Annotated in this window: 24 protein-coding genes, 1 pseudogene and 1 other annotated feature (1 of these 26 only partly in view); of the genes and pseudogenes, 2 read left to right on the top strand and 23 right to left on the bottom strand. The window is 49.0% G+C overall.

Translation table 11 applies throughout. The features are described from left to right. Positions 1–16: 16 nt before the first annotated feature. The 10 genes from ftsA to LACSTY_RS06265 all read right to left on the bottom strand — a co-directional run bounded on the left by ftsA (position 17) and on the right by LACSTY_RS06265 (position 10,224). On the bottom strand, positions 17–1,366 hold the full coding sequence (ftsA, locus tag LACSTY_RS06310; protein WP_087912057.1) for a cell division protein FtsA: 1,350 nt from the start codon (positions 1,364–1,366) through the stop codon (positions 17–19). Between the two features lie 112 nt (positions 1,367–1,478). Next, entirely contained in the window at positions 1,479–2,333 is an 855-nt protein-coding gene (locus tag LACSTY_RS06305) for a cell division protein FtsQ/DivIB (protein WP_087913250.1), read from the bottom strand. Between the two features lie 5 nt (positions 2,334–2,338). Then, positions 2,339–3,430, bottom strand: a complete 1,092-nt coding sequence (murG, locus tag LACSTY_RS06300; RefSeq protein ID WP_087912056.1) for an undecaprenyldiphospho-muramoylpentapeptide beta-N-acetylglucosaminyltransferase — start codon at positions 3,428–3,430, stop codon at positions 2,339–2,341. Continuing rightward, the gene (gene murD / locus LACSTY_RS06295; protein ID WP_047106035.1) at positions 3,431–4,810 is read right to left on the bottom strand and encodes a UDP-N-acetylmuramoyl-L-alanine--D-glutamate ligase; all 1,380 of its coding nucleotides are present in this window, start codon (positions 4,808–4,810) and stop codon (positions 3,431–3,433) included. It abuts the gene before it with no gap. A gap of 28 nt (positions 4,811–4,838) precedes the next feature. Continuing rightward, positions 4,839–5,804 carry a phospho-N-acetylmuramoyl-pentapeptide-transferase gene (gene mraY, locus LACSTY_RS06290; protein WP_087912055.1) on the bottom strand — a complete coding sequence of 322 codons (966 nt, stop codon included), beginning with the start codon at positions 5,802–5,804 and terminating at the stop codon, positions 4,839–4,841. Positions 5,805–5,818: 14 nt separating this feature from the next. Continuing rightward, positions 5,819–7,966: a penicillin-binding protein gene (locus LACSTY_RS06285; protein ID WP_087912054.1), complete on the bottom strand. Its 2,148-nt coding sequence runs from the start codon at positions 7,964–7,966 to the stop codon at positions 5,819–5,821. Then, complete coding sequence (ftsL, locus tag LACSTY_RS06280) at positions 7,963–8,328, bottom strand: cell division protein FtsL (protein ID WP_049169714.1); 366 nt, start codon at positions 8,326–8,328, stop codon at positions 7,963–7,965. The genes LACSTY_RS06285 and ftsL overlap by 4 nt, the downstream gene beginning before the upstream one ends. Positions 8,329–8,340: 12 nt before the next feature. Next, entirely contained in the window at positions 8,341–9,282 is a 942-nt protein-coding gene (gene rsmH, locus LACSTY_RS06275; protein WP_087912053.1) for a 16S rRNA (cytosine(1402)-N(4))-methyltransferase RsmH, read from the bottom strand. Positions 9,283–9,284: 2 nt separating this feature from the next. Next, the gene (mraZ, locus tag LACSTY_RS06270; RefSeq protein ID WP_010488673.1) at positions 9,285–9,716 is read right to left on the bottom strand and encodes a division/cell wall cluster transcriptional repressor MraZ; all 432 of its coding nucleotides are present in this window, start codon (positions 9,714–9,716) and stop codon (positions 9,285–9,287) included. 175 nt (positions 9,717–9,891) lie between these two features. Next, positions 9,892–10,224 carry a hypothetical protein gene (locus tag LACSTY_RS06265; RefSeq protein WP_025013188.1) on the bottom strand — a complete coding sequence of 111 codons (333 nt, stop codon included), beginning with the start codon at positions 10,222–10,224 and terminating at the stop codon, positions 9,892–9,894. A 289-nt stretch (positions 10,225–10,513) separates the two neighbouring features. Here LACSTY_RS06265 and LACSTY_RS06260 point away from each other — a divergent pair, with 289 nt between their 5' ends. Further along, positions 10,514–10,633, top strand: a complete 120-nt coding sequence (locus LACSTY_RS06260; RefSeq protein WP_003565145.1) for a DUF4044 domain-containing protein — start codon at positions 10,514–10,516, stop codon at positions 10,631–10,633. 101 nt (positions 10,634–10,734) lie between these two features. Here LACSTY_RS06260 and cls read toward each other — a convergent pair whose 3' ends face one another. The 12 genes from cls to LACSTY_RS06200 form a co-directional block, all read right to left on the bottom strand. Then, a complete protein-coding gene (gene cls / locus LACSTY_RS06255; protein WP_087912052.1) occupies positions 10,735–12,168 on the bottom strand; it encodes a cardiolipin synthase in 1,434 nt (477 codons plus the stop codon). A gap of 322 nt (positions 12,169–12,490) precedes the next feature. After that, positions 12,491–13,303, bottom strand: coding sequence for an amino acid ABC transporter substrate-binding protein (locus LACSTY_RS06250; protein WP_087912051.1), 813 nt, complete (start codon positions 13,301–13,303; stop codon positions 12,491–12,493). Continuing rightward, a complete protein-coding gene (locus tag LACSTY_RS06245) occupies positions 13,300–13,938 on the bottom strand; it encodes an amino acid ABC transporter ATP-binding protein (RefSeq protein ID WP_087912050.1) in 639 nt (212 codons plus the stop codon). Before LACSTY_RS06245 ends, LACSTY_RS06250 begins: the two co-directional genes overlap by 4 nt. Positions 13,939–13,950: 12 nt before the next feature. After that, a complete protein-coding gene (locus tag LACSTY_RS06240; RefSeq protein WP_039638949.1) occupies positions 13,951–14,607 on the bottom strand; it encodes an amino acid ABC transporter permease in 657 nt (218 codons plus the stop codon). Between the two features lie 621 nt (positions 14,608–15,228). Next, complete coding sequence (gene minD, locus LACSTY_RS06235) at positions 15,229–16,026, bottom strand: septum site-determining protein MinD (RefSeq protein ID WP_010488690.1); 798 nt, start codon at positions 16,024–16,026, stop codon at positions 15,229–15,231. Then, on the bottom strand, positions 16,027–16,683 hold the full coding sequence (locus tag LACSTY_RS06230) for a septum site-determining protein MinC (RefSeq protein ID WP_087912049.1): 657 nt from the start codon (positions 16,681–16,683) through the stop codon (positions 16,027–16,029). A 14-nt stretch (positions 16,684–16,697) separates the two neighbouring features. Continuing rightward, positions 16,698–17,228, bottom strand: coding sequence for a rod shape-determining protein MreD (mreD, locus tag LACSTY_RS06225; RefSeq protein WP_087912048.1), 531 nt, complete (start codon positions 17,226–17,228; stop codon positions 16,698–16,700). A 3-nt stretch (positions 17,229–17,231) separates the two neighbouring features. Next, a complete protein-coding gene (gene mreC, locus LACSTY_RS06220; protein WP_010488695.1) occupies positions 17,232–18,092 on the bottom strand; it encodes a rod shape-determining protein MreC in 861 nt (286 codons plus the stop codon). A gap of 87 nt (positions 18,093–18,179) precedes the next feature. After that, positions 18,180–19,181 carry a rod shape-determining protein gene (locus LACSTY_RS06215; RefSeq protein ID WP_005684795.1) on the bottom strand — a complete coding sequence of 334 codons (1,002 nt, stop codon included), beginning with the start codon at positions 19,179–19,181 and terminating at the stop codon, positions 18,180–18,182. Between the two features lie 136 nt (positions 19,182–19,317). Beyond that, the gene (radC, locus tag LACSTY_RS06210; protein ID WP_047106024.1) at positions 19,318–19,986 is read right to left on the bottom strand and encodes a RadC family protein; all 669 of its coding nucleotides are present in this window, start codon (positions 19,984–19,986) and stop codon (positions 19,318–19,320) included. A gap of 130 nt (positions 19,987–20,116) precedes the next feature. Then, positions 20,117–20,761 carry an HAD family hydrolase gene (locus LACSTY_RS06205; RefSeq protein WP_087912047.1) on the bottom strand — a complete coding sequence of 215 codons (645 nt, stop codon included), beginning with the start codon at positions 20,759–20,761 and terminating at the stop codon, positions 20,117–20,119. After that, entirely contained in the window at positions 20,758–22,044 is a 1,287-nt protein-coding gene (locus tag LACSTY_RS06200) for a bifunctional folylpolyglutamate synthase/dihydrofolate synthase (protein ID WP_087912046.1), read from the bottom strand. The genes LACSTY_RS06205 and LACSTY_RS06200 overlap by 4 nt, the downstream gene beginning before the upstream one ends. Before the next feature lie 274 nt (positions 22,045–22,318). On the opposite strand from LACSTY_RS06200, the pseudogene LACSTY_RS14740 reads away from it, so the two are divergent. Beyond that, positions 22,319–22,558: pseudogene (locus tag LACSTY_RS14740) on the top strand (hypothetical protein). 36 nt (positions 22,559–22,594) lie between these two features. Here LACSTY_RS14740 and LACSTY_RS06195 read toward each other — a convergent pair. Next, positions 22,595–25,237, bottom strand: coding sequence for a valine--tRNA ligase (locus LACSTY_RS06195; RefSeq protein WP_087912045.1), 2,643 nt, complete (start codon positions 25,235–25,237; stop codon positions 22,595–22,597). A 258-nt stretch (positions 25,238–25,495) separates the two neighbouring features. After that, positions 25,496–25,544 (bottom strand) — a binding site (T-box leader); it runs 154 nt beyond the window's last position.

The raw sequence follows: 25,544 nt of genomic DNA, 5'->3' as shown, positions 1-25,544 counted from the left end.
CTCCTAGAATCGAGATTTATTCAAAGAAATTACCAAAGAACCGGCGCAAGGCAGATGGCTCCTTAGACTTGGTTTTGTCTGTCTGCTTGTCGGGCTTGCGCTTGACGAGACGCTGGCCTTCCGAAGCAGCGGTTTGTTCCGGCTGTTTTTGTGGAGCCGGTGATGGCGAAGATGATGGCATCTGCGCGCCGTCAACCATAAACGGCGTCGGCAGAACGCTGGAAACCAGCATTTCGATATCGGTCATCTGAGCAGCATATTTGATCAGTGCCAGTCCTTCTGTAAAGGAAGGATGGCGAAGGCCCATGTCATCGGGAATAAAACGCTTGACCGGGCGATCAAAAATATCCTGTGCTAACTCGGTAACCCCTGGCAATGCCGTCGTGCCACCGGTGATCACAACGCCACCCGGCAGCTCAAGTGCATTGACGGCATCGAGTGCCTTTTTCAGGCGCTTGAAGATTTGCGCGACCCGCGCTTCGATAATTTCCGATAAGTATTTTTCCGAAATCATCGCCGGTTCATGTTTACCGACAACGGTCACGGGGAAGGTTTCTTCTTCGCTGGTAGCTAGCGAATCCGCATTGCCGTATTCGCGTTTTAACTTCTCTGCATCCGTAAAGCTCGTGTTTAATACGACGGAAATATCTTTGGTGATATATTCGCCGCCTTCTTGATCGACCGACGTAAACTTGAGCTTGCGATCGTGGATAACAGCCGCTGTGCTTTGGCCGCCACCCATATCGATCAAGACCGTCCCGAAGTCTTGTTCACCATCCGTCAACGCCAACCGGCCAATCGCCAGTGGTGAAATGACCAGTCCGCCAACCCGTAACCCAGCTTTTTCAATGGCTTTTTTCGTGTTATGAATCACGGTTTTGGGAACCGTTAGCATAATGCCGCGCATCTCAAGCCGAACGCCCAACATCCCACGAGGATCCTTGATATCGTCAAACCCGTCAACGATAAATTCGGTCGGAACCAGTGACAATGTTTCACGCTCAGGCGGCAGGTTGCGAACCAATGCAGCCGCAGCAACACTGCGGACATCGTTGTCAGAGATCTCTTTGTTCTCCTCACCAACGGCAATCATCCCCGAAACCTGTTCAATTTGTAGCATATTGGCAGGGATGCCAGCCACAACCCGATCGATCTTGATATTTGCCTTGTCTTCAGCTTGGGCAACGGCCGCCTGGATGACTGCGACTGCCTTATCGATGTCAACGATCACCCCACGACTAACGCCTTCAGACCGCTGACTTCCCACACCAATAACATTCATTTGTCCCTGTACTGCTTCGGCAACAATGACTTTTATTGAGGTGGTTCCGATATCAAGTCCAACGTAAATACCTTGATTATCCATGTATCGGGAACCTCCTTGTGTAACTTTTTAATCAACTTAATTTTCATATTAAAACGGTGCCATCATCAGTGTAACACACTCATTTTCTGATGAGAAAACAAACCTTACAAAATCAGTCATTTGACGACTTTTCACCACTTGAATATGGCCGCCAGAAAGCACCGACTTCTAAATCAACGACGCCTTTTTTCTTGACCTGTGAAACAATTGCTGGATAGTACTTGATTTTTTTGGCAATGGTACGCGAATCGGCTATGATCCGATAACCATCGCTCATGTTTAAAGCAATCTGGTTGGGATTGGCGTCACCGCGGCTTGCATCGATTTCCGAAATGTCATGACGAATCGCATCAGGAAACTGATTCAGTAACTCAATCATTTTAGGTAATTCCTTGGCAGTGAATCCAGAAAAGACGGGGTAAGTGTCAACCGGTGTTTGCGTGCCGGCCTTCAACACCTTGCCAGTGACCAGAATCTTATGGTAAGCGTGATTCCGATACACATAACCGATCGTCTGATATTCACTTGTACGAATGATAATCCGGTTGAACCCTTTTATAGTTAGGCTGGCTTCTTTAATTTCCGGTAAAGATTTCTGCACCCGTTGCGCAATGTCATTTTTATGCACCAGCACACTGAGCATTAAATCGTTATCCGACAGTTTAGTCGCATTGATGACTTGCTGATCAGGTACCGTTGTGACACCTTGGACACTTACCAATCCGACTTTAGACAACGGACTGGCAAAATAGCCAAAAACCCCCAGCAAAAATAGCAGGGGGAGCAGGATCAACGCAAGGTTCTTGATCAGTTTACGTCGCCGCAAATTTTGAATCTTCGGCAGCTCAACATCCAGCTTCGGCTTTCGGCGCCGATCATGTCGCGGCTTCTGTTGCTGACGCGCTTGATATTGCTGCCACGGTGTCAGCGGATCAGATTGCTGTTCTTTTTTTCGGAGCCAAGCCAAAGTCATCACCTACGTTTCGAAAGGAGTGTTGTCATCACAGCGATCAGTTGATCACTGGCATCCGGTACGCCTAGTTTCTTTGATGCCTGCGCCATGGCGGCACGTTTGGCATCATCCTCCATGAGCGTCACCACCCGCTGGGGAAAATTCTGGCCTAATTCAGGTTCGGTAATGGTTAGCGCCGCACCTTGTTTGGTTAAACTCTGTGCATTTAAATATTGATGGTGGTGGGTCACGTTAGGGCTCGGAATCAAAATAGCCGGAATGCCTAGCGCCGTGATCTCCGCAAGCGTCGTCGCCCCCGCCCGGCTGATCAGCAGCCCGACATCAGGTAAAATTGACGGCATATCATCAATGTATGGCACAACCTTAATCGAAGAAGGTAACGGCGGCAAAGATGTTTTGATGTTATCATAATGGCTACGTCCAGTCGCAAAAAGCACCTGGAAATCAGCTTTGCCCCAAACCGGCAATGCTGCTAAAACCGCCTCATTGATCTTGGGTGCTCCGCGTGAACCGCCGAAAACCAATAAAGTACGCTTGTGAGGATCAAGTCCGAAATCCTTTAGACGGTCATTCGGTTTTAACCCGGCAACCTGCTGCGCTCGGGGATTGCCGGTTACCACCACTTTTTTTGCCGGAAACGCTGAAGCCACTTCAGGAAAAACAATGGCGACGCGATCGACAAAATGGCTGAGAAACTTGTTTGTCACACCGGCAACCGAGTTCGATTCATGAATCACGGTCGGAATATGCATTTGCGCGGCAGCGAATAAAATCGCGCCGGAGACATAACCACCCGTGCCAACTACGATATCTGGTTTGAAATCACGCAACAACTTTTTTGCCTGACCCAAACTGCCAATAAACTTTTTGACCGTTGTCAGATTGCTCAAGGAAAGACTGCGCTTGAAGCCTTGCAGGTCGAGTGTCGCAAATTTCAGGCCGGTTGCCGGCACAATCCGACTTTCCAAGCCATGCTCGGTGCCGACATAAAGGACATCATCGAGTTTACCTTCCGCCCTCAACGCCTCGATTAACGCCAAGGCCGGATAAATATGGCCGCCAGTACCGCCACCGGAAATAACCAGCCGCATTTAATTGCCCTCGCTTTCGACCGTTTGTTGCAACTGATGAACCGCCTTGATGAAGTCATCGCCACGGACTTCAAAATTTGGATACTGATCCCAACTGGCTGCTGCCGGCGATAGCAAAATGACATCCCCCGGCCGACTGGCTTCATAAGCTAGCGGTACGGCGGTCATCACATTATCGGTTTTTTGAACCGGCACCCCGGCATCCTTAGCGATTTTGGCCATCAGTGGTGCTGTCTGCCCAAAAACAACCATGCTCTTCACGTGTTCCTTGACCAGCGGCGTTAACGCATCCATCGGCAAGCCGCGATCCAGTCCACCTGCCAGCCAAACGATCGGCTGATGAAACGCGTTAAGCGCAACGGTCGCAGCTTCGACGTTGGTCGCCTTGGAGTCATTATAAATCCGGCGTCCTTCCAGCGTTTCCAAATACTGAATTCGATGTTTGACCCCGGAAAAGGTCCGCAACACCTCGCGAATCGCGTCATCTTCGACCCCTTTTAACTTAGCTGCGGCAATCGCTGCCAGCGCGTTTTCAATGTTGTGCAGACCCGGAATCTGCATCTCACTGGCTTGCATGATTTTATCGCCATCAAACGTCAGCCAGCCATCAATCAGCGAAGCACGAGCACCAGGCGCCTGCTTACGGGAAAACGGCACAATCTGGGCGTTACTTTGCTTGGCGAGCTTATGCATTTCCGGAAGATCCCAATTCATAATGAAATAGTCATCCGGCGTTTGGTTCATCGTGATCCGCATTTTGGCTGCAACATAATTGGCGCGACTGCCATGCCAATCCAAATGCGCTTCATAAATGTTGGTCAGAACCGCGATGTGGGGATGCAGGGTTTTGATGCCACACAGCTGAAAACTCGACAACTCCGCCACAATCGTATCGTCTTTGCCTGCCTTTTGGGCGACCTGACTGACGGGAATGCCGATATTGCCAGCATCAAACGCATGGTGCGGCCGCTGCTGGTTCAACATCAGGCCGATTAATGTGGTTGTGGTGGTCTTGCCGTTCGTGCCTGTGATTCCGATCCATTCGGCTTCGGATACCTGATAAGCCAACTCCGGCTCGGTAATAATCGGCAAGCCAAGCTCCTGCGCCCGCTTTACCATGGGATTACTGTATGGAATGCCGGGATTTTTGACCATCAATTCAAAATGTTCATCCAGCAATTCGACCGGATGCCGGCCGGTAATCACGCGCATCCCGTCTGCTAACAATTCCTGCGCATCCTTATTGTTATCGAATTTCTGCTTGTCATTAACCGTCACCAAGGCACCTAATTTATGTAGTAAGCGAGCAGCGTTGACACCGCTCTTTGCCAGACCTAACACAAGCACCTTTTTATTACGATAATCCGAAATATTTTTCACAATTGATCCTTCTTTTTATAGCGTGACTTTAAAGAAAAAATACCAGATAAATGCCGCTAGCGATCAGCCCGACCAGCCAGAACGTCAAATCAATCCGCCACTCGGACCAACCTTTCATCTCAAAATGATGATGAATCGGCGACATCAGGAAGATTCGTTTGCCGGTTAACTTAAACGACGCCACCTGCAGGATGACACTGGCAGTTTCAATGACATAAATGATCCCAATCAGTAATAACGACCATTCGCGATGAAGCAAAATGGCGACGACTGCCAGCATGCCGCCCAGCGCCAAGGAACCTAGGTCGCCCATAAAAATCTGTGCTGGTTTATGGTTGAACATCAAAAAACCAAGCATGGCGCCGACCGTGACAAGGCAGATAATCAGCACATCCGTCCGGCATTCGCGGGCAGCGATGATGGCATAGGTACCAAACGAAATCGTCGTCTGCCCAGCAACCAACCCGTCTAAGCCGTCGGTTAAATTGACTGCATTGCTAAAACCAACTAGCCAAAAAATGACAAAAACAACGTAGAACCATGTGGCACTGATATTGCCGATCACCGGTACCCATAAGGTATGATCGAACCCTTCATGAAAATACGCGATCAGAAAAATCACGGCGCCCAGAATCTGACCTGCCAGCTTTTGCCAAGCCTTCAGCCCTTCGTTACGATGATGAACCAGTTTTTCAAAATCATCATAAAAGCCTAGCAGGCCGTATAGAACCAAAATAAACAAAGAAATCCAGACACTCAGCGTCAGTTGGTGTTGCCAAATGCTAACCCAAATAGCCGAAATAATCATCGCGGCAATGAAAATCAGGCCGCCCATTGTTGGTGTCCCTGATTTCTTCTCGTGCCAACTCGGCCCTTCTTCGCGAATCACCTGGCCTTCTTTTTTGTAACGCATGTACCCGATAAATAGCGGCATAAACATAATTGTAATGGCAAATGCCGAAACCATCGGAATGAGCATCTGAGCAAGTTGCATGACTATCCCCAATTCTATTGTTGTTTGAACTCGATTGTTCCGCTGGTATCGCCTAAAAGAGTTCCTTTGGCAATACTTTGTTGAACAACAAAGCCGTCACCGACAAGTTTGAATTTCTTACCGGTCAATTGTACAAATTTTAACACATCGGATTTCGACCAACCAGTAAGATCAGGCATGGTCATAGCACCATTGGTCAAAAGCAGCACACGCGAATCGCGCAGTGCCTTGGTTCCACTCGCTGGTAATTGTTGAACAACTTTATTGCCTGTGCCAATTGTGGCAACGTCAAAGCCAGCCTTTTTCACGGTATCCTGTGCGGTGGTTAACGCAGCATTCGTCACCGCAGGAACATCAGCCGTATTAGTGTCTTTTGCGACGGTGCCGTTGGCGGTTGTATCAAGCGCCCGTTGCATCATCGGTTTGAAAATGCTGGCCAAAATTGTTTCAGCTGGTTCCGTCATTTTCTGTGGCTGTTTCATGGTGACATAAAGCACATATTTCGGATCCGAAGCCGGCGCAATACCGGCCACACTAAAGATGTAGTTAGAATCACCGGTGAGGTAACCGCCTTGCGGACTGGCAATCTGTCCGGTACCGGTTTTAACCGCTAAATCAACGCCTGGCATTTTATACGCAACCCCGGTACCATCTTCATCGTTAACCACGTGTCGCATGGCGTCAATGACCTGAGCGGCGGTTTCTTTGGAAATGGGCTGACCGACAACTTCAGGTTTATAGACCGTTTCTTTGCCATTCTTGTGCACGACCTTGGACACAATTTGTGGCTTCAGCATTTTACCGTCATTGGAAACCGCACTAATCGCCTGCATCATTTGCATGACATTCACTTCAATGCCTTGCCCAAACGAAGTGATCGCCTGGTCCAATGGCTGGGCAAAACTGATACGCCCGTTGGTTTCACCTGGTAACGTGATGCCGGTTTTTTGGCCAAATTTAAATTTATCTAAATAACTCTTCCAGACACCGGCACCCATTTCCTGTTCGATTTTCACCATGCCGACATTACTTGACAATGGAAAAGCTTTGCTCAGCGGAATCGAGCCCCAGCCGCCACTGCGCCAGTCATTGACCGTTCCGCCGTCAAGTTTCACGGAACCGGATTGGTAATATTCATTTGGGTGATACTTGCCGCTCTGGATGGCCGATGCCAGTGTGACAATTTTCATAACGGATCCTGGTTCGTAATTGTCTTCAACCAAGGAATCCCGCCACATATCGCCTAAGCCTTCACCGGTTGAGGCATCGAATGTCGGTCGCTGACTGGCCGCCAAAATTTTGCCGGTTTTGGCACTCATCAAAACCGCCGTCAACCCTTTTGGTTCATATTTGGTTTGGACATCCGTCATCAGCGTTTCCAAATAGGATTGAAGACCGCTGTCCAGCGTGGTGTAAACCGTTCCACCATTAACCGGCGTTTTTAACTTGGTTTTGGCATTAGGCAGCTTGTACCCGTACGCATCGGTTTCGCTGCGGCGATAACCGTTGTCCCCGGCAAGAACGGTATTGAATTGCTTTTCCAGTCCCATAACCCCGGTAAGTCCGCTGCTTTTATCTTGTGCCTGGGCAATACCAATCACGTGACTGGCAAACACGCCGTTGGGATAAAGCCGTGACGGGGTTTCCCGAAAATGGATTCCTGGCAGCTTTTCCGCGTCGATTTGCTTTTTAATCGCCAAACTCAATTTGGTGCCGGGAGTCCCGAACTCGACTTGGAAGACATGCTTTTTGGTCGGATTTAAACGCGCCAGAATCTTATCTTCACTGATCGCCAAATAACGGCTCAACACTTTGGCCGTTTTTGCCTTGTCGGTGACGTAATCAGGCTTATCACCATTCTTATTTTGTTTATCAAGAATGGCATAAATCGTATACGTATTTGAGTCTTCGGCAATCACATTGCCAGTGCGATCCAAAATAGCCCCGCGCTGGGCTTGTAGAACCGTATCCGTACGATATTGTTTTTGCCGCTGCTTGGCTAGGTTGTTAGAATCCACTTCGCCAACTGTGGCAACAAAAGAAAAACGAAGAACGAAGCCACCGAGAATCAGGAGCGTAAACCCGATCAGTCCGATACCAAATAACTTACGATTCCGGGCTGGATGTGCATTCGTTGATCGTTTTGATTTGAAAAGTTTCATTGATTATCAACACGCTTTATATTGCCATTAATGATTTTAAACCCATGTGCTTTTGCGAAAGCATCGAGTCGTTCCGAATTAGAGAGCTCACCAATTTCCTGCTTGAGATTCGCGGTTGCCTGCGATTGCTTCATAATGCGCGCTTGTAAATCTTCGTATTGGCGCTGGGTATTGCTCAGGCGGTTTTGCATGAACAGACAGACCACACAAACAACCGTGGCCAAAACACCACAGGCGAACATCAAGGTTTTTTCGAATCCGCTAAAAGCGATATGTGTTTGTGGCGCGGGTTCGTTAACTGTTTTATGTACCGGTTTAGGCGCCGGTTGCTGCACCAAAGGTCTTGCTGTACTCTCAAGCATTTATTGTACCCCCTAGTTGCGAATTTTTTCGATAACTCTGAGCTTAGCGCTATGTGCACGGTGGTTTTCGGCCAACTCATCAGCGCTTGGTAAAATCGGCTTGCGCGTGACCAAGCGATAGTGCGGCTGGGCAGATGCCGGAACAACCGGCAAACCGCGTGGAACGTCTTGAACTGACGAAACTTCCTTAAACATGGTCTTAACCAGCCGATCTTCTAACGATTGAAAAGTGATCACGCTGATACGACCATCGACATTGAGTAACTTCAATGCCTGCTCTAACGATGATTCCAGTGCTGACAGTTCGTCATTGACCGCAATGCGAATCGCCTGAAACACTTTCTTGGCGGGGTGACCACCGGTGCGCCGCGCCTTGGCAGGAATCCCCGCCTTAATCAAATCCACGAGCTGAAAGGTCGTGGTAATCGGCCCTTCAGCCCGGGCTTGCTCGATCCGCCGCGCAATCTGTTTGGAAAAATGCTCCTCCCCATAACGCGAGAAGATGCGAACCAACTCAGCATATGGCCATTCATTCACAATGGTCTTCGCATCGAGCTTCTGCCGCTGATCCATACGCATGTCCAGCGGTGCATCGAAGCGGTAGGAAAAGCCGCGCTTGGAATCATCAAATTGCGGTGATGAGACGCCGAGATCATACAAAATACCATCTACATGGCTAATGTTCAATTCAGCCAGTGCCGTCGTTAGTTCCCGAAAGTTACGGTGAACCAGCGTCAGTTGCGGCGGTAAATTGCCAAAGCTAGCGGTCACAGCAGCAATGGCGGCTTCATCCTGATCAAACGCGATCAAGCGCCCTGTTGTCAGTTGCTTTAAAATCTGACGGGTATGACCGCCGCGTCCCAACGTAGCATCGACATAGATGCCATCCGGTTTCACGGCTAAAGCTGCCGTTGCTTCTTTTAATAGAACCGTTTCATGTTTGAATTCTGTCATCACTACAACCCAAAGTCCGTTAAGTTTTCCGAAATATCATCAAAGTTTTCTTCAGCCGTGTCAGCAAATTCCTGCCAGCGCTCGGCATCCCAAACTTCAATGCGAGTATTGACGCCGACAAGCACGCATTCCTTTTTTAAAGCCGCGTGCTTAAACAGCGACTTAGGAATGTTAATCCGCCCCTGCTTGTCAATCTCACACTCAGTTGCGGCCGAAAAAAGAAAGCGGGTAAAGGTACGGGCATCTTTTTTGGCTAACGGTAACGTTGCCAGTTTGGCCTGAAGCTTGTCCCATTCAGCTATTGGATAACCGAAAAGGCAGCCGTCCATACCACGAGTTAACACAAACGATGCCCCCAGTTGCTCACGGAATTTAGCTGGAATAATCAGACGCCCTTTAGCGTCGATACTGCGTTCAAATTCACCCATGAGCATAGCTGGCACCTCCCTACGATTTTTAGTCTACCACAACGCCCCACTCTTCTCCACATCTAACCACAATTGAAACAAAATTTAGTTATTTTATGTTTTAAAAAACCTTTAAGACGCAAAAAAGTCCGTGATCACAAGGATCACGGACTTTTTTAAAACGTGGGTAGAAAGTGGGGACTTATCCCAAAAAGTAGATCAATATGCCGCCAAACCACCAACAAGTGGTGGCCAATGAGAGGATTCGGGTCAACATACGCCAATAACGGTGGATAATGAGATCATATTCACGAACGACCTGCCAGATAACCAGGATCAAAGCGATCACCATGGCCGTAAACAAAATCACCCAAATAAAATTCGGGGTTTTCGTAAAAGTCAGCTGGAAAATCGCCCAAAAATTAACCACTGTCAATAAGAAGAACCAAGAACCGCCATGAAAGTCAAAGTACACGACTGCCGCGACAACCATGCACCACACTAAAATCGGCAATCCCAACGCGAGCAACACCATGATAAGTCCCCCTGGAGGCAGCCGCCTGAAGCGCTGTCTGTTGATACTATTCTAATTAACCCTACCCAAAGCGAGGATAAGCGTCAAGCTCGATTTAGTTGAAGATGGACCATTGCAGTGGCAACTCATGCCGAACCATTTCAACGCCACTGTCATTCACCACAAAGTAGAACTTTGCGAACCGTTAAAAAATGGCAACTTTTTCAAAATCCCCCCAGCATCTCAGTTGCCGATCCTTGCAAAAACCAGTACAATGAGAGCCAGCAGAATAACAAAGGTGGTGTTTTCGGTGCAGAAAAAGAAAAAGTCTAAATTTCAAAAAATGACGATCATCAGCGCTTGGGTGATGATTATCATTACTGTGCTCGGCGTCGTTCTCGGTGCCCTCGCTAGTTTGCAACTTATCTAAACCGATCACCCAAGAACCATCGTAGAATAACTTGCTAAAAAGACCTAACGACACGATTCGTCTGTCGCTAGGCCTTTTTTCTTGTGCTCGCACCGGTTGTGTCACAGAATCGGGGCCAACAACCGCGAGAGTTCCTCCCCCAGTCGAGCAGGCCGTTTTTTGGCATCGATAACCTTTTGCGTATACGGCATTGCCCGCTCCATGTCGGCAAGGAAAAGTTTCTGAAACGTTTTACCGATCCGGTGATCATAAATGAACGCGGCAATTTCAAAGTTTAACTTAAAGGAGCGAATGTCAAAGTTGGCGGTTCCGGTAGAAACGTATTTACCATCGACCACAATGGTTTTGGCATGCAGGAAACCTTCCTCATACAAGAACGCCTGACCACCATTAGCCACGACTTGATTCAGGTAAAACTGCGAAGCTTTGGCCATCAGTTCCTGATTGGTTTTCTTGGGAATCATAACGCGGACATCGACACCGGCGTTGGCCGCGATTGTCAAGGCATCCAGTAAACTGTCATCCGGCACGAAATACGGCGACTCGATCCAGATACTGCGCTTAGCCTGATTGATGAGACCCAGATAGCCCAGTTTAATCGCTTCAACCTGCTGCTCCGGTCCTCCGGCAACCACTTGCATCGTTGTATTGCCGGTGACAACCGGTTCGCGGAAAAGAACATCAACATCTTTAACCTGTTGCTTTCTGCTGGTCCCATTCCAATCCATCAGGAAACGCGCTTGAATCACAGCGACCGCCTTGCCTTGAATCCGGAGCTGGGTATCACGCAACGTAGGCAAGCCGTGATGCTCCTTACCTAAATTAAAGCCGCCCAAATAGGCTAGATGTCCATCAATGACAATCAGCTTACGATGGTTCCGAAAATTAATCCGGGGGTTCCACCGCCCAAGTTTCGTCGCGACAAACCGCTCGACCTGGCCACCGGCATCCGTCAATCCTTTCCAGAAACTGATCGGCAAGCCATGAGAACCAAAAGTGTCGTACAAAACGCGTACGGTAACACCGGCATGCGCCTTTTCAATTAATAAATCCCGTAACTGCCGGCCCACTGCATCCGGCTGAATCGTGTAAGCTTCAATATGAATGTGCTCGGTCGCTAACCCGATGTCTTCAAACAGTTGCTTGAAAAAAGCTTCGCGTAACGCCAAAACCTGAACCTCATTATGGGTGGTCACCAAAGCATCATCGGCCCGCAGTAACGTGCGAACCAGCTCAGAAACGCCGCCGCTACCAGGGGTGCCAATTAACGGCTGGCCGGCTGCAAGTGCTTCTTGCTGCTGAACGACCAAGTCATTGATGCCTAAAAGTCGTTGCGTCATCAAGTCTTGCATGCGATTAGCCCGCAGCTTACGGCCAAACACAAAATAAATGATAAAACCCACAAACGGCAGCAGCATCAATACCAACAGCCACGCCCATACTGCGGAGATGTCACGATGCGAGCGAAAAACCGTCACAATCGCAATCAACGCATTCACAAGATAAAGCCCGCCAAAAATCAGCCCAAGCCACATAAACTTGCCTCCTCGCCAGATTCACGCTAAAAGATGCCATATCAGACTGCTTGCCAGCCAATCGCATGGCAATGATTATACTCTACTTTACCGACAAGGCAGCGTAAAAGTCCAGTGGTACTGACGTAACGACGGCTCATTCTCGCTCCGTTTTCTTTCTAAAGATTGGTGCCCTACCCACATCCTCTGACAATAAAAACGCTAGGGGAAATGCTACGGTAAGATGAATCAGTGCCTGCCACAGCATAACTCTCAGCGTTTATAAATGATTGATCAGTGATGACTCGTTACCACCCAAAACTCATCCGACCGCACTCGCCACTCACTCTTCAACTTTACCGAACCACTTCTTTTGCAGTTTTGCGATGGTGCCATCGGCCTTCAATGCCTTCAAACCGGCGTTAATTTTGCCACGCAAGACATGGTCGGATTTACGCATCCCCACAGCAAAATCTTCTGGCGGAAACGGATCATTAACGATGTGATAGCTTGACGGGTCCGCTTTGTGGGCAATGTAATAGCGCGCATAAACCTCATCCATCAAAATCCCCTGAATCCGCCCCGCGTCTAAATCAATAAAGGCATCATTGAACGTATCGTAAAGAATTGGGGTTTTGTTGGCAATCATGTTCTTTAGAATCTTCGGTTGCGCGTCCAGGTCAAACGCACCGCTTGATCCCGTCTGCACGCCTAGCGTTTTCCCTTTCATATCCTGCAACGAGTTGATCTGACTCTTGGTTTTGGTAACCAGAATCTGGTGGTTAATCAGGTAGTTGTCGGAAAAGGCAACTTTTTCTCTGCGTTCCGGCGTGACGGAATAGCCGTTCCAAATCAGGTCAATGGTTTGATTTTTCAGTTCGGTTTCTTTCATGGACCAGTCAATTGTCTGAAAATCGGCTTTGATGCCATAACGCTTAAAGACTGCCTTTGCCAAATCAATGTCATATCCGGCAAGCTGACCATTCTTTTGCCGAAAGCCCATCGGCACGAACGTATCGTCTAAACCAATCACGACTTTTTTAGTGCGCTCAATCCGCGGCCAGGAATTGCTGACGGTTTCGCGCGCACAGCCGCTAATGATAAAGCCTGCCATGGCCAAAATGACCATGACGGCTAATAAAATTCGCCGTTTCATTGGCCATCACCGCCTTTGCCAACGTGATAAGTCGTGTCCGCAACACTCTTGGCAAAGTCCATATCATGGGTCACCACGACCTGCGTCATCCCGGAAGCCTTAAACTGATTAACCATCTCAGCCACGTTCTCCCGCAACAACGGATCCAGTGCGCTGGTCGGTTCATCATACAAAAGAATTTGTGGATTCAACGCCAACGCCCGCGCGATCGCGACCCGTTGTTTTTGCCCACCGGAAAGTGAATACGGATATGCCTGAGCCTGATCGCTTAACGCCAATTGATCCAGTAATTTCTTGGCAGTCGCATCTGCCTGCTGTTGATCGATTCCTTGCAATGTTGGTGCCAGCGTGATATTCCGCATCACGGACAAATTCGGAAAAAGTTCGAAGTTCTGAAACACAACACCGATGATCCCTTGTTTACGCATGGCCTGCGCGGTTGTCGGCTCGCCGTTCCAGATCATGGTACCTGAATCAGCCTGCTCCAGTCCGCTGATAATCCGCAGCAGTGTCGTTTTCCCGGCACCGCTGGGACCAACGATCGCTAGGGTTTTACCATCTTCAATGGTCACTGTGACATTTTTCAAAACCGGTCGGCCGTTAAAAGATTTGTTGATATTTTTCAGTTCTAACATGTTCGACGCCTCCTAGCGATAGTATGAAAATGCTGCTTCGATCCGTTTTTGCAGGAACGTCAGGATCAGCGTCAGTAACAGGTAAATGACCCCGACCAGCACAAGCGGCAACAAGGTGACATCGCGGGCACTGGCAATATTCCCGGCCCGCAGCAGATCGCCCAAGCCGATGACATAAACCAAGCTGGAATCCTTCACAAGGTTGATGACTTCGTTACCGATGGACGGCAACACGATTTTAACGACTTGCGGGATAACGACATACCGCAATGCCTGCCAGCGGGTCATGTTTAAAACGGTGCTAGCTTCAAATTGGCCTTCATCAACGGCCCCAAAGCCGCCACGGAAGATTTCTGCAAAGTAGGCGGCGTAATTCAGAATAAATGCGACTAAGGCCGCCGAGAATCGATCAAAAACAATCCCGACAATCGGTAAGCCATAAAAGATAAACATCAATTGCAACAATAATGGCGTGCCCCGAAAGACCCAAACGTAACCTTCCAAAAGACCCTTTCCTGCCTTGCCCAGAATCGATTTAGGTTTGGGAATCAGTCCCACTGATAAAATCAAGCCAAGTGGAATGGCGCCAACCAACGTGATGGCAAAAATCCCCAAAGTCATTTTCACACCAGATAATAAGGCCGGTAAAATCTGAAAAATATAAGTCATGGTGCTTCCTCCTTCAAATACGTGACAACTTTACTGCCATGGTTTCTGTTCATTTTATTAAACGCGTTTTGTGGTTGGCGGGCCGCAACCGGTGACCGACTGATAATGCAAAAAAAGCGTCCTCTTGCATCAAGCAAGAGGACGCTTTTTTGCGCGGTACCACCTCAATTTGCCGACTGTTCACACAGTCGACCTCATGTGGTTGAAATCAACTTCATAATCATCATTCGAAATCACAGTCATAAAAAAATCCTCTTACAGCAAGCTGCTGTAAGAGGACGGCTTAAACCGCGGTTCCACCTCAGATTTACCAATTGCTCACACAATCAGTCTCATGTAGTTATTTCAACCACGGCGATAACGAGCCCAACCGAGACGACCTACTAAGGTTCAATCGCCCACTCATGGATGTGTGATCAACGGATGACTGCCCGGTTCCCATCAACCCGGACTCGCTTAAAATCATGACCGCTCATCGATTCCACTCAACGCTTTAATGAATTGTCACTAAATTACACCGAAAATCATCGAAAGTCAACTATTCCTAAAAATTCGTGCAGCTTTTCGTCGGAAAAGTGATGGCCGAATTCCAACGTCGACGCACCACACCGTGTGGCTTAATTAGTTATGCCGATGAAAAAGTTTTGACCAGAAGCCTTGCTTTTTAAGGCGAATGTCCATTAACGGCACGCTGTCGCCCAACAGTCGCCGGGCAATATTGCGGTAACCTTTGCTGGCCAAATCATCCGGATCCATCACAATCGCTTCACCTTTGTTTGAGCTCTCAATCACACCGTCATCATCAACGATAATGCCCAGCAAATCGAGTCCCAGATGACTGGTGATTTCGTCAATGTCCATCGAGCGGCCATCTGCCAGCATATTTTGCCGAATACGGTTGATGATCAATCGCGGTTTCAGCGGCATATCCCGCTGTTCAAGCAAACCAACCACCCGATCGGCATCACTGACTGCCGAAATTTCCGGTGTGGTCACCACAATCGCCCCATCGGCAGCACCCGTCGCATTGCGAAAGCCTTGCTCAATACCGGCAGGCGAATCAAGAATGATATAGTCAAAATCCGGCCGCAACTGTTCAACAATTTCGACAACCTGCTCGGGCTCTATGGCATCCTTTTCAGCATTTTGCGCCGCTGGCAATAAGTATAAAAGGTCATCAAAGCGTTTGTCTTTGATCAAGGCTTGATGCAATTTAGCCCGGCCGGTTGCGACATCGACAATGTCATAAATAATCCGATTAGATAGCCCCATGACCACGTCCAAATTACGCAAGCCAATATCAAGGTCCAATAAAACCACCCGCTTGCCCTGCAAAGCCAATGCGGTGCCGATGTTGGCCGAGGTGGTCGTTTTACCAACACCACCTTTACCGGAAGTAACCACTAACGCTGTACCCATCTACATTGCCTCCATTTGCTTGAATAATCGCGGCCGAAGATTCGCCAGTTCAGCCATTTTGGCGTGTGTCATTGTATGTAACTCACTTAAATAAGCGACTGGCTTGAGCGGATCATAGTGATCAGCGACAATCTCGATCACATCGGCAATCCGCACCTGGCTGGCCCCCTCAAGATCGCCAACCACAACGGCGCGCGTATCCCCTTGGCTGCCAGCCTGCACCACGCCGCTGACCTTACCCATCACAAAAACATTCCCGGAAGCACATAAGGTCGCACCGGCATGCAGATCGCCCAAGAACAGCACATCACCCATGATGTCAATCGTTTGGCCAGACCGAATCACCCCACCAATACGATGCGTCATTTTGGCCGTGACCATATCTGCCACCACATCTTTGTCAACGACCGCACTGGTAATGCCGTTGATTGAAAAACGCGGATAATCGGCGAAAACCGATTGAATTTGGGCAAGCTGCTCTTCAGTCAACAAACGATTACCGGTTTCCAGGCGATAACTGACTTCACCAGTCGGCGTTTCTTCATACAGCTTCCCCAGTAACGTTTTCAGCGTCCCGATGATCTGCATAAAATCCGCCGTATCTTGAAGCTGCAGTGCCAGACTGTCGTTTCGACCTTTTAAGACCACACTGTCCACATCATCACCCCAAACTATTCTTCCGCTAAGTTAATCAATACCCGATGCAATGGACCATACACAATGACGAAAAGAATCAGGTTGACCGTCAACCCCGGCCCCAAATGATTGGCAATCAGCATCACTACACTGGAATTGCCATAACCAATAAAATGATTCACAAAATAATTGGCGACACCATACAGCAATAGCGCAATGATATACACCATCCCGACAAAAACCGCGGTGTGCGGAATGTACGGCCGAATCTGACGCACGATATAAATCACTAACGCGAACAATAAAGCATTGACGCCTAATATGCCGGTGTAAAAGCTGTCAAAAATCAACCCGATCAAGGCGGCAATCCAGGTCGTGTACTTCTCTTCCGGAACTAGCAGGGTCACCATAACCAAGCCTAACAAAGTCAGCTGCGGCGTACCCATAAAACTCGGCCGCATAATCCACTGGGCTAATACGGATGCCAGACTGCCATCAATTAATAACAGCAAAAGCAGGATTGAAATAATCCACCAATGCCCTGTAAAGTGTTTTTCGTTCAACATATATCAGTCACCCTTGATTGTCCGCGAAATGACCGTCACAACCGTTACATCATTGAGATTCGCAGCCGGTGACAGATAAACGGTATTGGCAAGCCCATAGTCATCTTTTTTAACACTAGTGACTTCTCCGATAAGCAAGCCTTTAGGGGTCATGCCGCCCAAGCCGCTGGTCACGACTTTATCGCCTTTTTTAATCGCATGCTCGCTGTTCAGTTCGCCAAGAACCAAGTCACCCGACTTTTCGTCATAGCCAGTGATGATCCCGTTAACTTCTTTATCCTCACTCGTTTCAACGGCGGCAGCGACGCGATCACTGGACTTATTGGCAGTCGATAGCATTTCGACTTTTGAACTGGTTCGATTGACTTCAACGATCCGCCCGACCAATCCGGATCCGGCCATCACCGGCATGCCTTTTTTAACCCCTGCCGCGCTGCCTTGGTTAATCACCACCATGTTCCGCCAATCACTCGGTGTTCGCAAAATAACGGCGGCACTGATCTGCGAGTAATCAGTCAAAGTACCGTTCAATTTCAACTGTTGTTTCAGCTGTTTGTTTTCGCGTTTCAGGGTTTGAACCTGTACTTTGGTCTGGGCCAGACTATCTAGCTGTTGTTTCAGGTGCTGATTCTCCTGGAACGTATCCATCAGGCTATGCACGTCATCCAACCCGTTACGGGCAAAATCCCCTGGTAAGGCAACCAACCGGCCACCGATGCCAACAACATCATTGGCAATCCGCTGAATAAATGGCGGGGTGTTGCGATTATTGCTCGCATAAATCGACCCAGCGACCAGACCAATACTGACCAGCAAAGCGATCATGAGGGCGATCAATTTTTTATTGGAAAAGAATTTCTGCATTGGTTCCTCCGTCACACTCGCGAAAAGAGGCCAGGATCCTTCATCCCAGCCTCTTGCCACACACAAACCATCTTCATTTATGGGCTGTTAACGTTTCTTTAAAACGTCAATATTCTTCAACGATTCGCCAGTTCCGATCGCAACGCAATCCAGCGGGTCTTGCGCGATGAAAACCGGTACTTTGGTTTCATCGGAAATGACATCCGGCAGATGCTTCAAAAGCGCCCCGCCACCAGTTAGCACAATACCGTGATCAATCACATCAGCCGCAATTTCCGGAGACGTTTCTTCCAGCGTCTCTTTAATAGCCGTGATAATGTCAAGCACGTTCTCATGAATCGCCGAGGCAATGTCCGTCGCCGAAATGTCAATCGTCTTAGGCAGACCACTTAACAAGTCGCGGCCGCGAACGGTCATCCCGTCAATGTCAGCGGCTTTTTCAACCGATGCCGACCCGATTTGAATTTTCATCGCTTCAGCGGTTCGTTCGCCGATTAATAAATTAAAATTCTGTCGTAGATGATTGATAATGGCTTCGTCAAACTTATCGCCAGCCACCCGAATGGAGCGGCTCGAAACGATGCCGCCTAATGAAATCGTGGCAACATCGGTTGTGCCGCCACCGATATCAACGACCATACTGCCTGTCGGGTCCATAACCGGCAAGCCGGCACCGATCGCCGCGGCGTATGGTTCTTCAATCACAAACGCATCCCGTGCACCAGCTACTTTAGCCGCATCGATAACGGCACGCTTTTCAACTTCGGTAACCCCACTTGGCACGCAAATCATCACCTGCGGATGGCTGCCATTACCCAATGCTTTTTGCATGAAGTATTTCAACATGGCCGCAGTTGTGTCGTAGTCAGCGATGACCCCATCTTTCATTGGTCGGATCGCCACGATATTGGTCGGGGTACGACCGATCATGTCGCGGGCTTCTTCACCAACGGCAATGACTTCTTCCGTCTGAGTATTCTTCGCGACCACGGAAGGCTCATTTAAGACGATGCCCTTGCCGTCGACGTAAACTAAGGTATTTGCGGTGCCAAGATCGATCCCGATATTCTTTGATCCAAATCCAAACAAGACGTTCTCTCCTTATGCTGACTCATTTCGTATTAACTCCATGCATTATAGCATATTTATTTCTGTGACAAAATGTGAAACCGCCTGATTTTGGCACCTTACCGCCAATTTCAAAAAACCTTACAATTTTCTTGAATTAATTAAAGTCAGGATCGTCTCGGGCAAAAGAATAAAACGCCTTCCCGCCGATAATCAAATGATCCAGCAAATTCATCCCTAGCAACGCCGCCGCTAACTGAAAACGGGTTGTCGTATCGCGATCTGCCTGACTCGGCGCCGGATCTCCGCTCGGATGATTGTGAACCATAATGAGATTTGTGGCACTCAACTTTAATGCTTCACGAAATACCACCCGCGGATCGGCCAATGCGGAATCAACCGTACCAATCGCCACAGTTTGCTCGGTAATAATCTGATTTTTGACATCTAAAAACAAAATCAGCATGGACTCCTGATTAGCACCGGCAAAACGCGAAACCATGGTCTTGCCTAACTGTTCGCTATTTTTAATCTGCCCATAACGAACGGATTGTCGGCGCATCACTCGGCGGCCCAGTTCTACACCTGCCAAAATACTGGCGCGTTTGGCCGCACCTAAGCCGCGAATGTGATCCAGTGAGTCACCATCGCCTTCCGCCAAACCTTGTAATGCCGGATAGGTTGCCAACACCTCACTCACGATTTCTTTGACCGGATAATGCTGATTGCCCGCCCGCACAATCAGTTGCAGCAATTCCGCATCTGTCAGTGCTGCCGGTCCGTGCGCCAATAACCGTTCACGCGGTTGTTCAGTTGCATCTGCCATCGTTTTCCCCCTGGTAGCACACGTACAGGTCGCATCAGTTCAAGTCCCACATTGCGTTTCGAGCTGACGCTGATTGAATGTCCTGGTTGCGCGCTGCGATTTTGAGCCAATTCATGACTCACTAGGAAGATTACGCAAATGTGCCATGCTTTTGCAGCCAGTCCGGCAGTTCGGTGATAGATGATAAAATAGCGGTCGCTTTCTCATCCGGTTGCTGGGCAATACCGGGAATCATGACCACAGGCAGGCCAGCTCCCTCTGCGGCCGCCACCCCGACGTGCGTGTCTTCGATGACGATCGCCGGGCCAGCGCCTAAATGCCTTTTCATGACCTGATACACTTCGGGATCCGGCTTATGCGCCTCGACATCACTGCCGGTCAAAATCGGGTCAAACCAGTCTTGCCAACCGGCTGCTGCCAAAACCACATCAACATAATGCTGAGCGCTACTAGTTGCCAATGCCAGCCGATAACGAGCAGCCTGCAGCGTTCTCAAGGCTTCATCAGCTCCTGGCAACACAAAATCGGCACCATTGCGAATCCGATCCAACACATCCTTGGTCGAAAATTCTTGAAACCACGCAGCATTTTCCGACCCCACAAGATCTGCAATAATCTTGGCTTCGTTTGGCCCCGCCGAACCGACTAACGGGCGAAAATCATCTTCGGTTCGCTTCAATCCCAACTCAGCTGCGGCGCGCACGTTGCTTTGAAGATAAATTGCTTCGGTATCAACCAAGGTTCCGTCCAGATCAAAAATCACGGTTGTTGTCATGACTTTCCCTCCAATAAAGTTTGACGCACGGCAGCAGCGAGATACAAGGACCCAGTGATCACAATCGGTTGTTCCGGGTCATTATCCAAGCTGGCTGCCAACGCGGCCTGCCATGAGTCTTTTAATTGCCCTTCATGAAGCCTTTGGTACCCGGCTTCAGGTAATGCACGTGGTGTTCCCGGCACTGGCACGAGGTAAACAGTCACAAAAGCCCGTGTCAGCATATCTGCCATCGATGCATAATCCTTATCGGCCAAAATACCGGCAATCACCGTAACCGGTCCGGAAAACAGTTCATGCAACGCGACGACCAGACCCTTGATACCGTCCGGATTATGCGCACCATCCAGCACAATAAACGGCGAATCACTGATCTTTTCAAGCCGCGCTGGCCAGCGACTGGCCGCAATTCCTTGGCGAATATCGTGCGCCGTTAATGGCCAATGGGTTACCTGTGTATAAATTTTAGCGGTTTTAATCGCAATCGCCATATTGCGCTGTTGATAGTCACCGACTAATGGCACGGTCAGATCCGCTAACGATCCGTCTTCATCTTGGTACGTCAACCGCTGTCCCCAGCCGTGCAGCTTGGCTTTGGGAACAGTGAAATCTCGACCGAAGCGAAACCACTGACTGCCGGTGGATTGCGTTTTGGCCGCTACCACTGCCGCTGCTTCGGGTACCAAATCACCGGTAACGACCGGAACCCTAGGCTTGATAATACCCGCCTTATGCGTCGCAATCGCCGTGATGGTATCCCCTAACAATTTCTGATGATCCAGCGCCACCTCTGTCAACACACTCACAACCGGCGTGATGACATTGGTTGAATCGGTATCTCCGCCAATACCGACCTCGATAACCGCTACATCAACGCGGCGTTGGCGAAAATACCAAAAAGCCAAGGCGGTGACAAATTCAAACTCGGTTACATTAAAGTCAGGGTGAGCAGTGCGCAAGTCATCAAGTGCTGCCCGGGCGACCGCAACCGCCTGTACCAGTTCATCATCGGGGATCGGCACATGGTCAATCATCATGCGTTCATTGAAACGCATAATAAATGGCGAGGTAAACAACCCCACTTCTAATCCGCTCGCTTCCAGCACGTGCGCAATGGCATTAGCCGTCGATCCTTTCCCGTTCGTGCCGGTAATGTGGATATAGTGACCTTTTTCCTGCGGGTCGCCGAGCGCATGCAACAGTGTCAAAATACGACGATGATCGCCGGTTTTGGCTAAACGCGGAAAAGAATGAATATAAGCAACACTTTCAGAGTAGTTCATCGTTAACTTCCTTCAATCGTGACATCCATTCAGACACCGCCTCTGCAGCGCCTAAATATGGCTTAATCATACCAGAAAATGCTGGTCGGCTCGTTCACTGACAATGGAAATTTTTGTCAGATTCAGGTGAACACACGGATTTACGTGTACAAAAAAGAGGTTGGGTCATAATTCATAGCCACAATAAAAAGGCGAACATACTCTGCATTGCGCGCAAAGTATATTCGCCTTTTTGTTTCCCTGAGGTAATTCGGTGAGGGTATTTAAGATATTAGTGCCAAAGCGAAGCAATCGTAGGCCAGATGGGGCTCAGCTGTGAAAACAACACAGCGACCGGTCTTTGTCGCTGATGTTGTTAGGCGACTTTGAGACAGCGGTTTCCTGGCTCAAAGCGCCGTCTCCGCTCTAGCTTCGCGTCGCAAGCCCCAGCTGGCCGGAGATTGCGGAGTTTGGCACGACAAGGAACTTATTGCCTAAGCTTTTTTTGATTGTTCGGAATTTACTAATCTATTAACGTTTAACGTTCTCACAAAAATTATGACTCGACCTCTTACGCCTGCTGCAACTGCTCAAGCCGCTGCTGGGTGCTGCTAAGCTGATCAGCGAAGTCGCTGCGTTTGTTGCGTTGTTCGGCGACAACCGCTTCAGGCGCTTTGGACAGGAAGCCTTGATTGTTGAGTTTCTTGTCAATTCGGGCAATTTCCTGTTCAAGCTTCTTGGCATCTTTGGTTAACTTGGCTTTTTCTTCGTCCAAATCGACCAATTCATTGAGCGGAACAAAAATCGTTGCCCCGGTAATGACGGCACTGCCAGCCATTTTCGGCTCAGCCACATCAGTTCCGACGGTGAAGTCCTTGCTGTTAACAAACCGATCAATGAAATCGAAGTTCTGGTCAAAAATCGGCTTCAAAGCAGGATCCGTTAACTTCACGATAATATCAACCTTAGTCTTAAGCGGTGCGCCTGCTTCTTTACGAATACTGCGAACGCCGCGAATAAGCGCAATAATGGCATCCATCGCACTGGTTGCATCGGCATTTTCAAACGCAGTATTTTCAACCGGATAACTGGCGGTCACGATTGATTTGCCAGTGTGCGGCAAAGCCAACCACAACTTCTCGGTCACAAACGGCATCACCGGGTGCAAAAGCCGCAGAATTTGATCAAGGGCATAAGCCAAATTAACCCGTTTAGCTGCCTTAGCCTTTTCATCGTCGCCGTACAGAACTTCCTTGCTCATTTCAACATACCAGTCCGCAAAGACATTCCAGGTAAAGTTGTACAGAGTTCGACCCATTTCACCGAATTCAAAGCGTTCAGACAGATCGGTAACCTGCTTGATGGTTTCATTTAATTGCGAAAACAGCCACTTATCGGATAAGTCGAATGTACTTGGATCAGGCTGCTGCGGCTTGTCTAGATCATCCAGGTTCATCATCACGAAGCGTGAAATGTTCCAAATCTTGTTGATGAAATTCCAGGCAGCTTCAACCTGTTTGTAACTAAACCGTGTATCCTGCCCCGGCTTGTTACCTGTGATCAGGAACCACCGCAAAGCATCGGCGCCATATTTTTCAATGACGTCCATCGGATCAATCCCGTTTCCTAACGACTTGCTCATCTTGCGGCCTTGTTCGTCCCGCATCAGGCCGTGAATCAGCGTGTATTGGAATGGCCGCTCACCAGTAAAGTGCAATCCTTGGAAGATCATGCGGGCAACCCAAAATGGAATAATATCGTAGCCGGTGACCAAGGTGTTGGTCGGATAATACCGCTTATAATCCGGCGCATCGGTATTCGGCCACCCCATCGTGGAAAATGGCCACAAAGCACTGGAAAACCACGTGTCCAGCACATCAGGATCCTGTTGCCAATTTTCAATATCTTTCGGCGCTTCCATACCGACGTAAGTTTCACCGGTGTGCTTGTTGTACCAAGCCGGAATCTGATGGCCCCACCATAATTGCCGGGAAATGACCCAATCGTGAATATTTTCCATCCATTGCAAATAAGTGTGCTCAAAGCGCTCCGGAACAAAGGTTACTTTCTTGTCGCTTTCCTGTTGCGCCTTGATGGCTGCTTCGGCGAGCGGCTTCATTTTGACAAACCACTGCGTTGACAAACGGGCTTCGACTTGAACGCCGGTCCGCTCGCTGTGACCAACACTATGCACAATCGGTTCGACTTTAAGTAATAGGCCTTCCTTATCCAAATCCGCCACCATGGCTTTACGCGCTTCGAAACGATCCATCCCATTGTATTTGCCGGCATTTTCATTCATCGTGCCGTCGTCATTCATGGTATTGATGCGCTTCAGATCATGGCGATTGCCAACCTGAAAGTCGTTAGGATCGTGCGCTGGGGTGATTTTAACGGCCCCGGTTCCGAAGTCAGGATCAACGTAAGCATCCTCAATAATTGGAATTTTGCGGTTAGCCAGCGGCAGAATCAATTCCTTACCGACCATATCTTTGTAACGCTTATCGCCGGGATGAACGGCCACCGCGGTATCGCCCATCATTGTTTCCGGACGGGTCGTGGCGATTTCGATATACCCGCTACCATCGGCAAACGGATACTTAACGTGGTAAAACGCGCCTTTATCGTCTTTATGAATGACTTCGATATCGGACAATGCCGTGCGGGCTTGCGGATCCCAGTTAACGATATATTCGCCGCGGTAAATCAGGCCTTGTTTGTAGAGTTCGACAAACACCTTGCGAACGGCTTCGTTCAGGCCCTTATCCAAGGTGAATCGTTCACGGCTGTAATCCAATGACAAGCCCATCTTTGCCCACTGACCGTGAATGGTTTTGGCAAATTCATCTTTCCATTCCCAGACCTTCTGGACAAACTTTTCGCGGCCTAAGTCATAGCGACTAATGCCTTCCTTGCGCAATTTGGCTTCAACTTTCGCCTGCGTGGCAATTCCGGCATGGTCCATCCCCGGCAGCCATAGCGTATCGAAGCCTTGCATCCGCTTTTGGCGAATCACGATGTCCTGCAAGGTTGTATCCCAGGCATGGCCCATGTGCAGCCTCCCGGTTACATTGGGTGGCGGAATAACAATCGAATACGGCTTGGCTTTTGGATCGCCGCTTGGTTTAAAAACATCTTCGTCCAGCCATTCCTGATAGCGGCCTGCTTCGACCGCTTTATGATCATATTTTGGTGCTAATGCTTCATCACTCACTGGCTCCACCTCACAAATTTTTTCTGTCCATCCAGGTTTTCAGAACTGCAATATGCAGATTTGTCGACCGCGTTGGTTCGCGCTTCCTATAACGCGCCGGCTCACGCTTCTCCATAACGCGCTCCCCGGCGCAGGAGTCTGCGTGTAAGGACCTTGGTCGCAATGGCAAAAAACGCCATCACGCCCAAGGCCGCTTACACTCCGACTCCTAACCGCACCGGCTCGCGCTCACACAAAAAAAGCCCTAATTTATATAAAAATTAGGACGATTTCACTCGCGGTACCACCTAAATTGGGAATAACTTCC

The organism is Lacticaseibacillus styriensis, assembly GCF_030770295.1.
Classification (GTDB): Bacteria; Bacillota; Bacilli; order Lactobacillales; family Lactobacillaceae; genus Lacticaseibacillus; species Lacticaseibacillus casei.
Note: the sequence above shows the minus strand (reverse complement) of the source record. Positions and strands in the feature narration are given on the sequence as shown.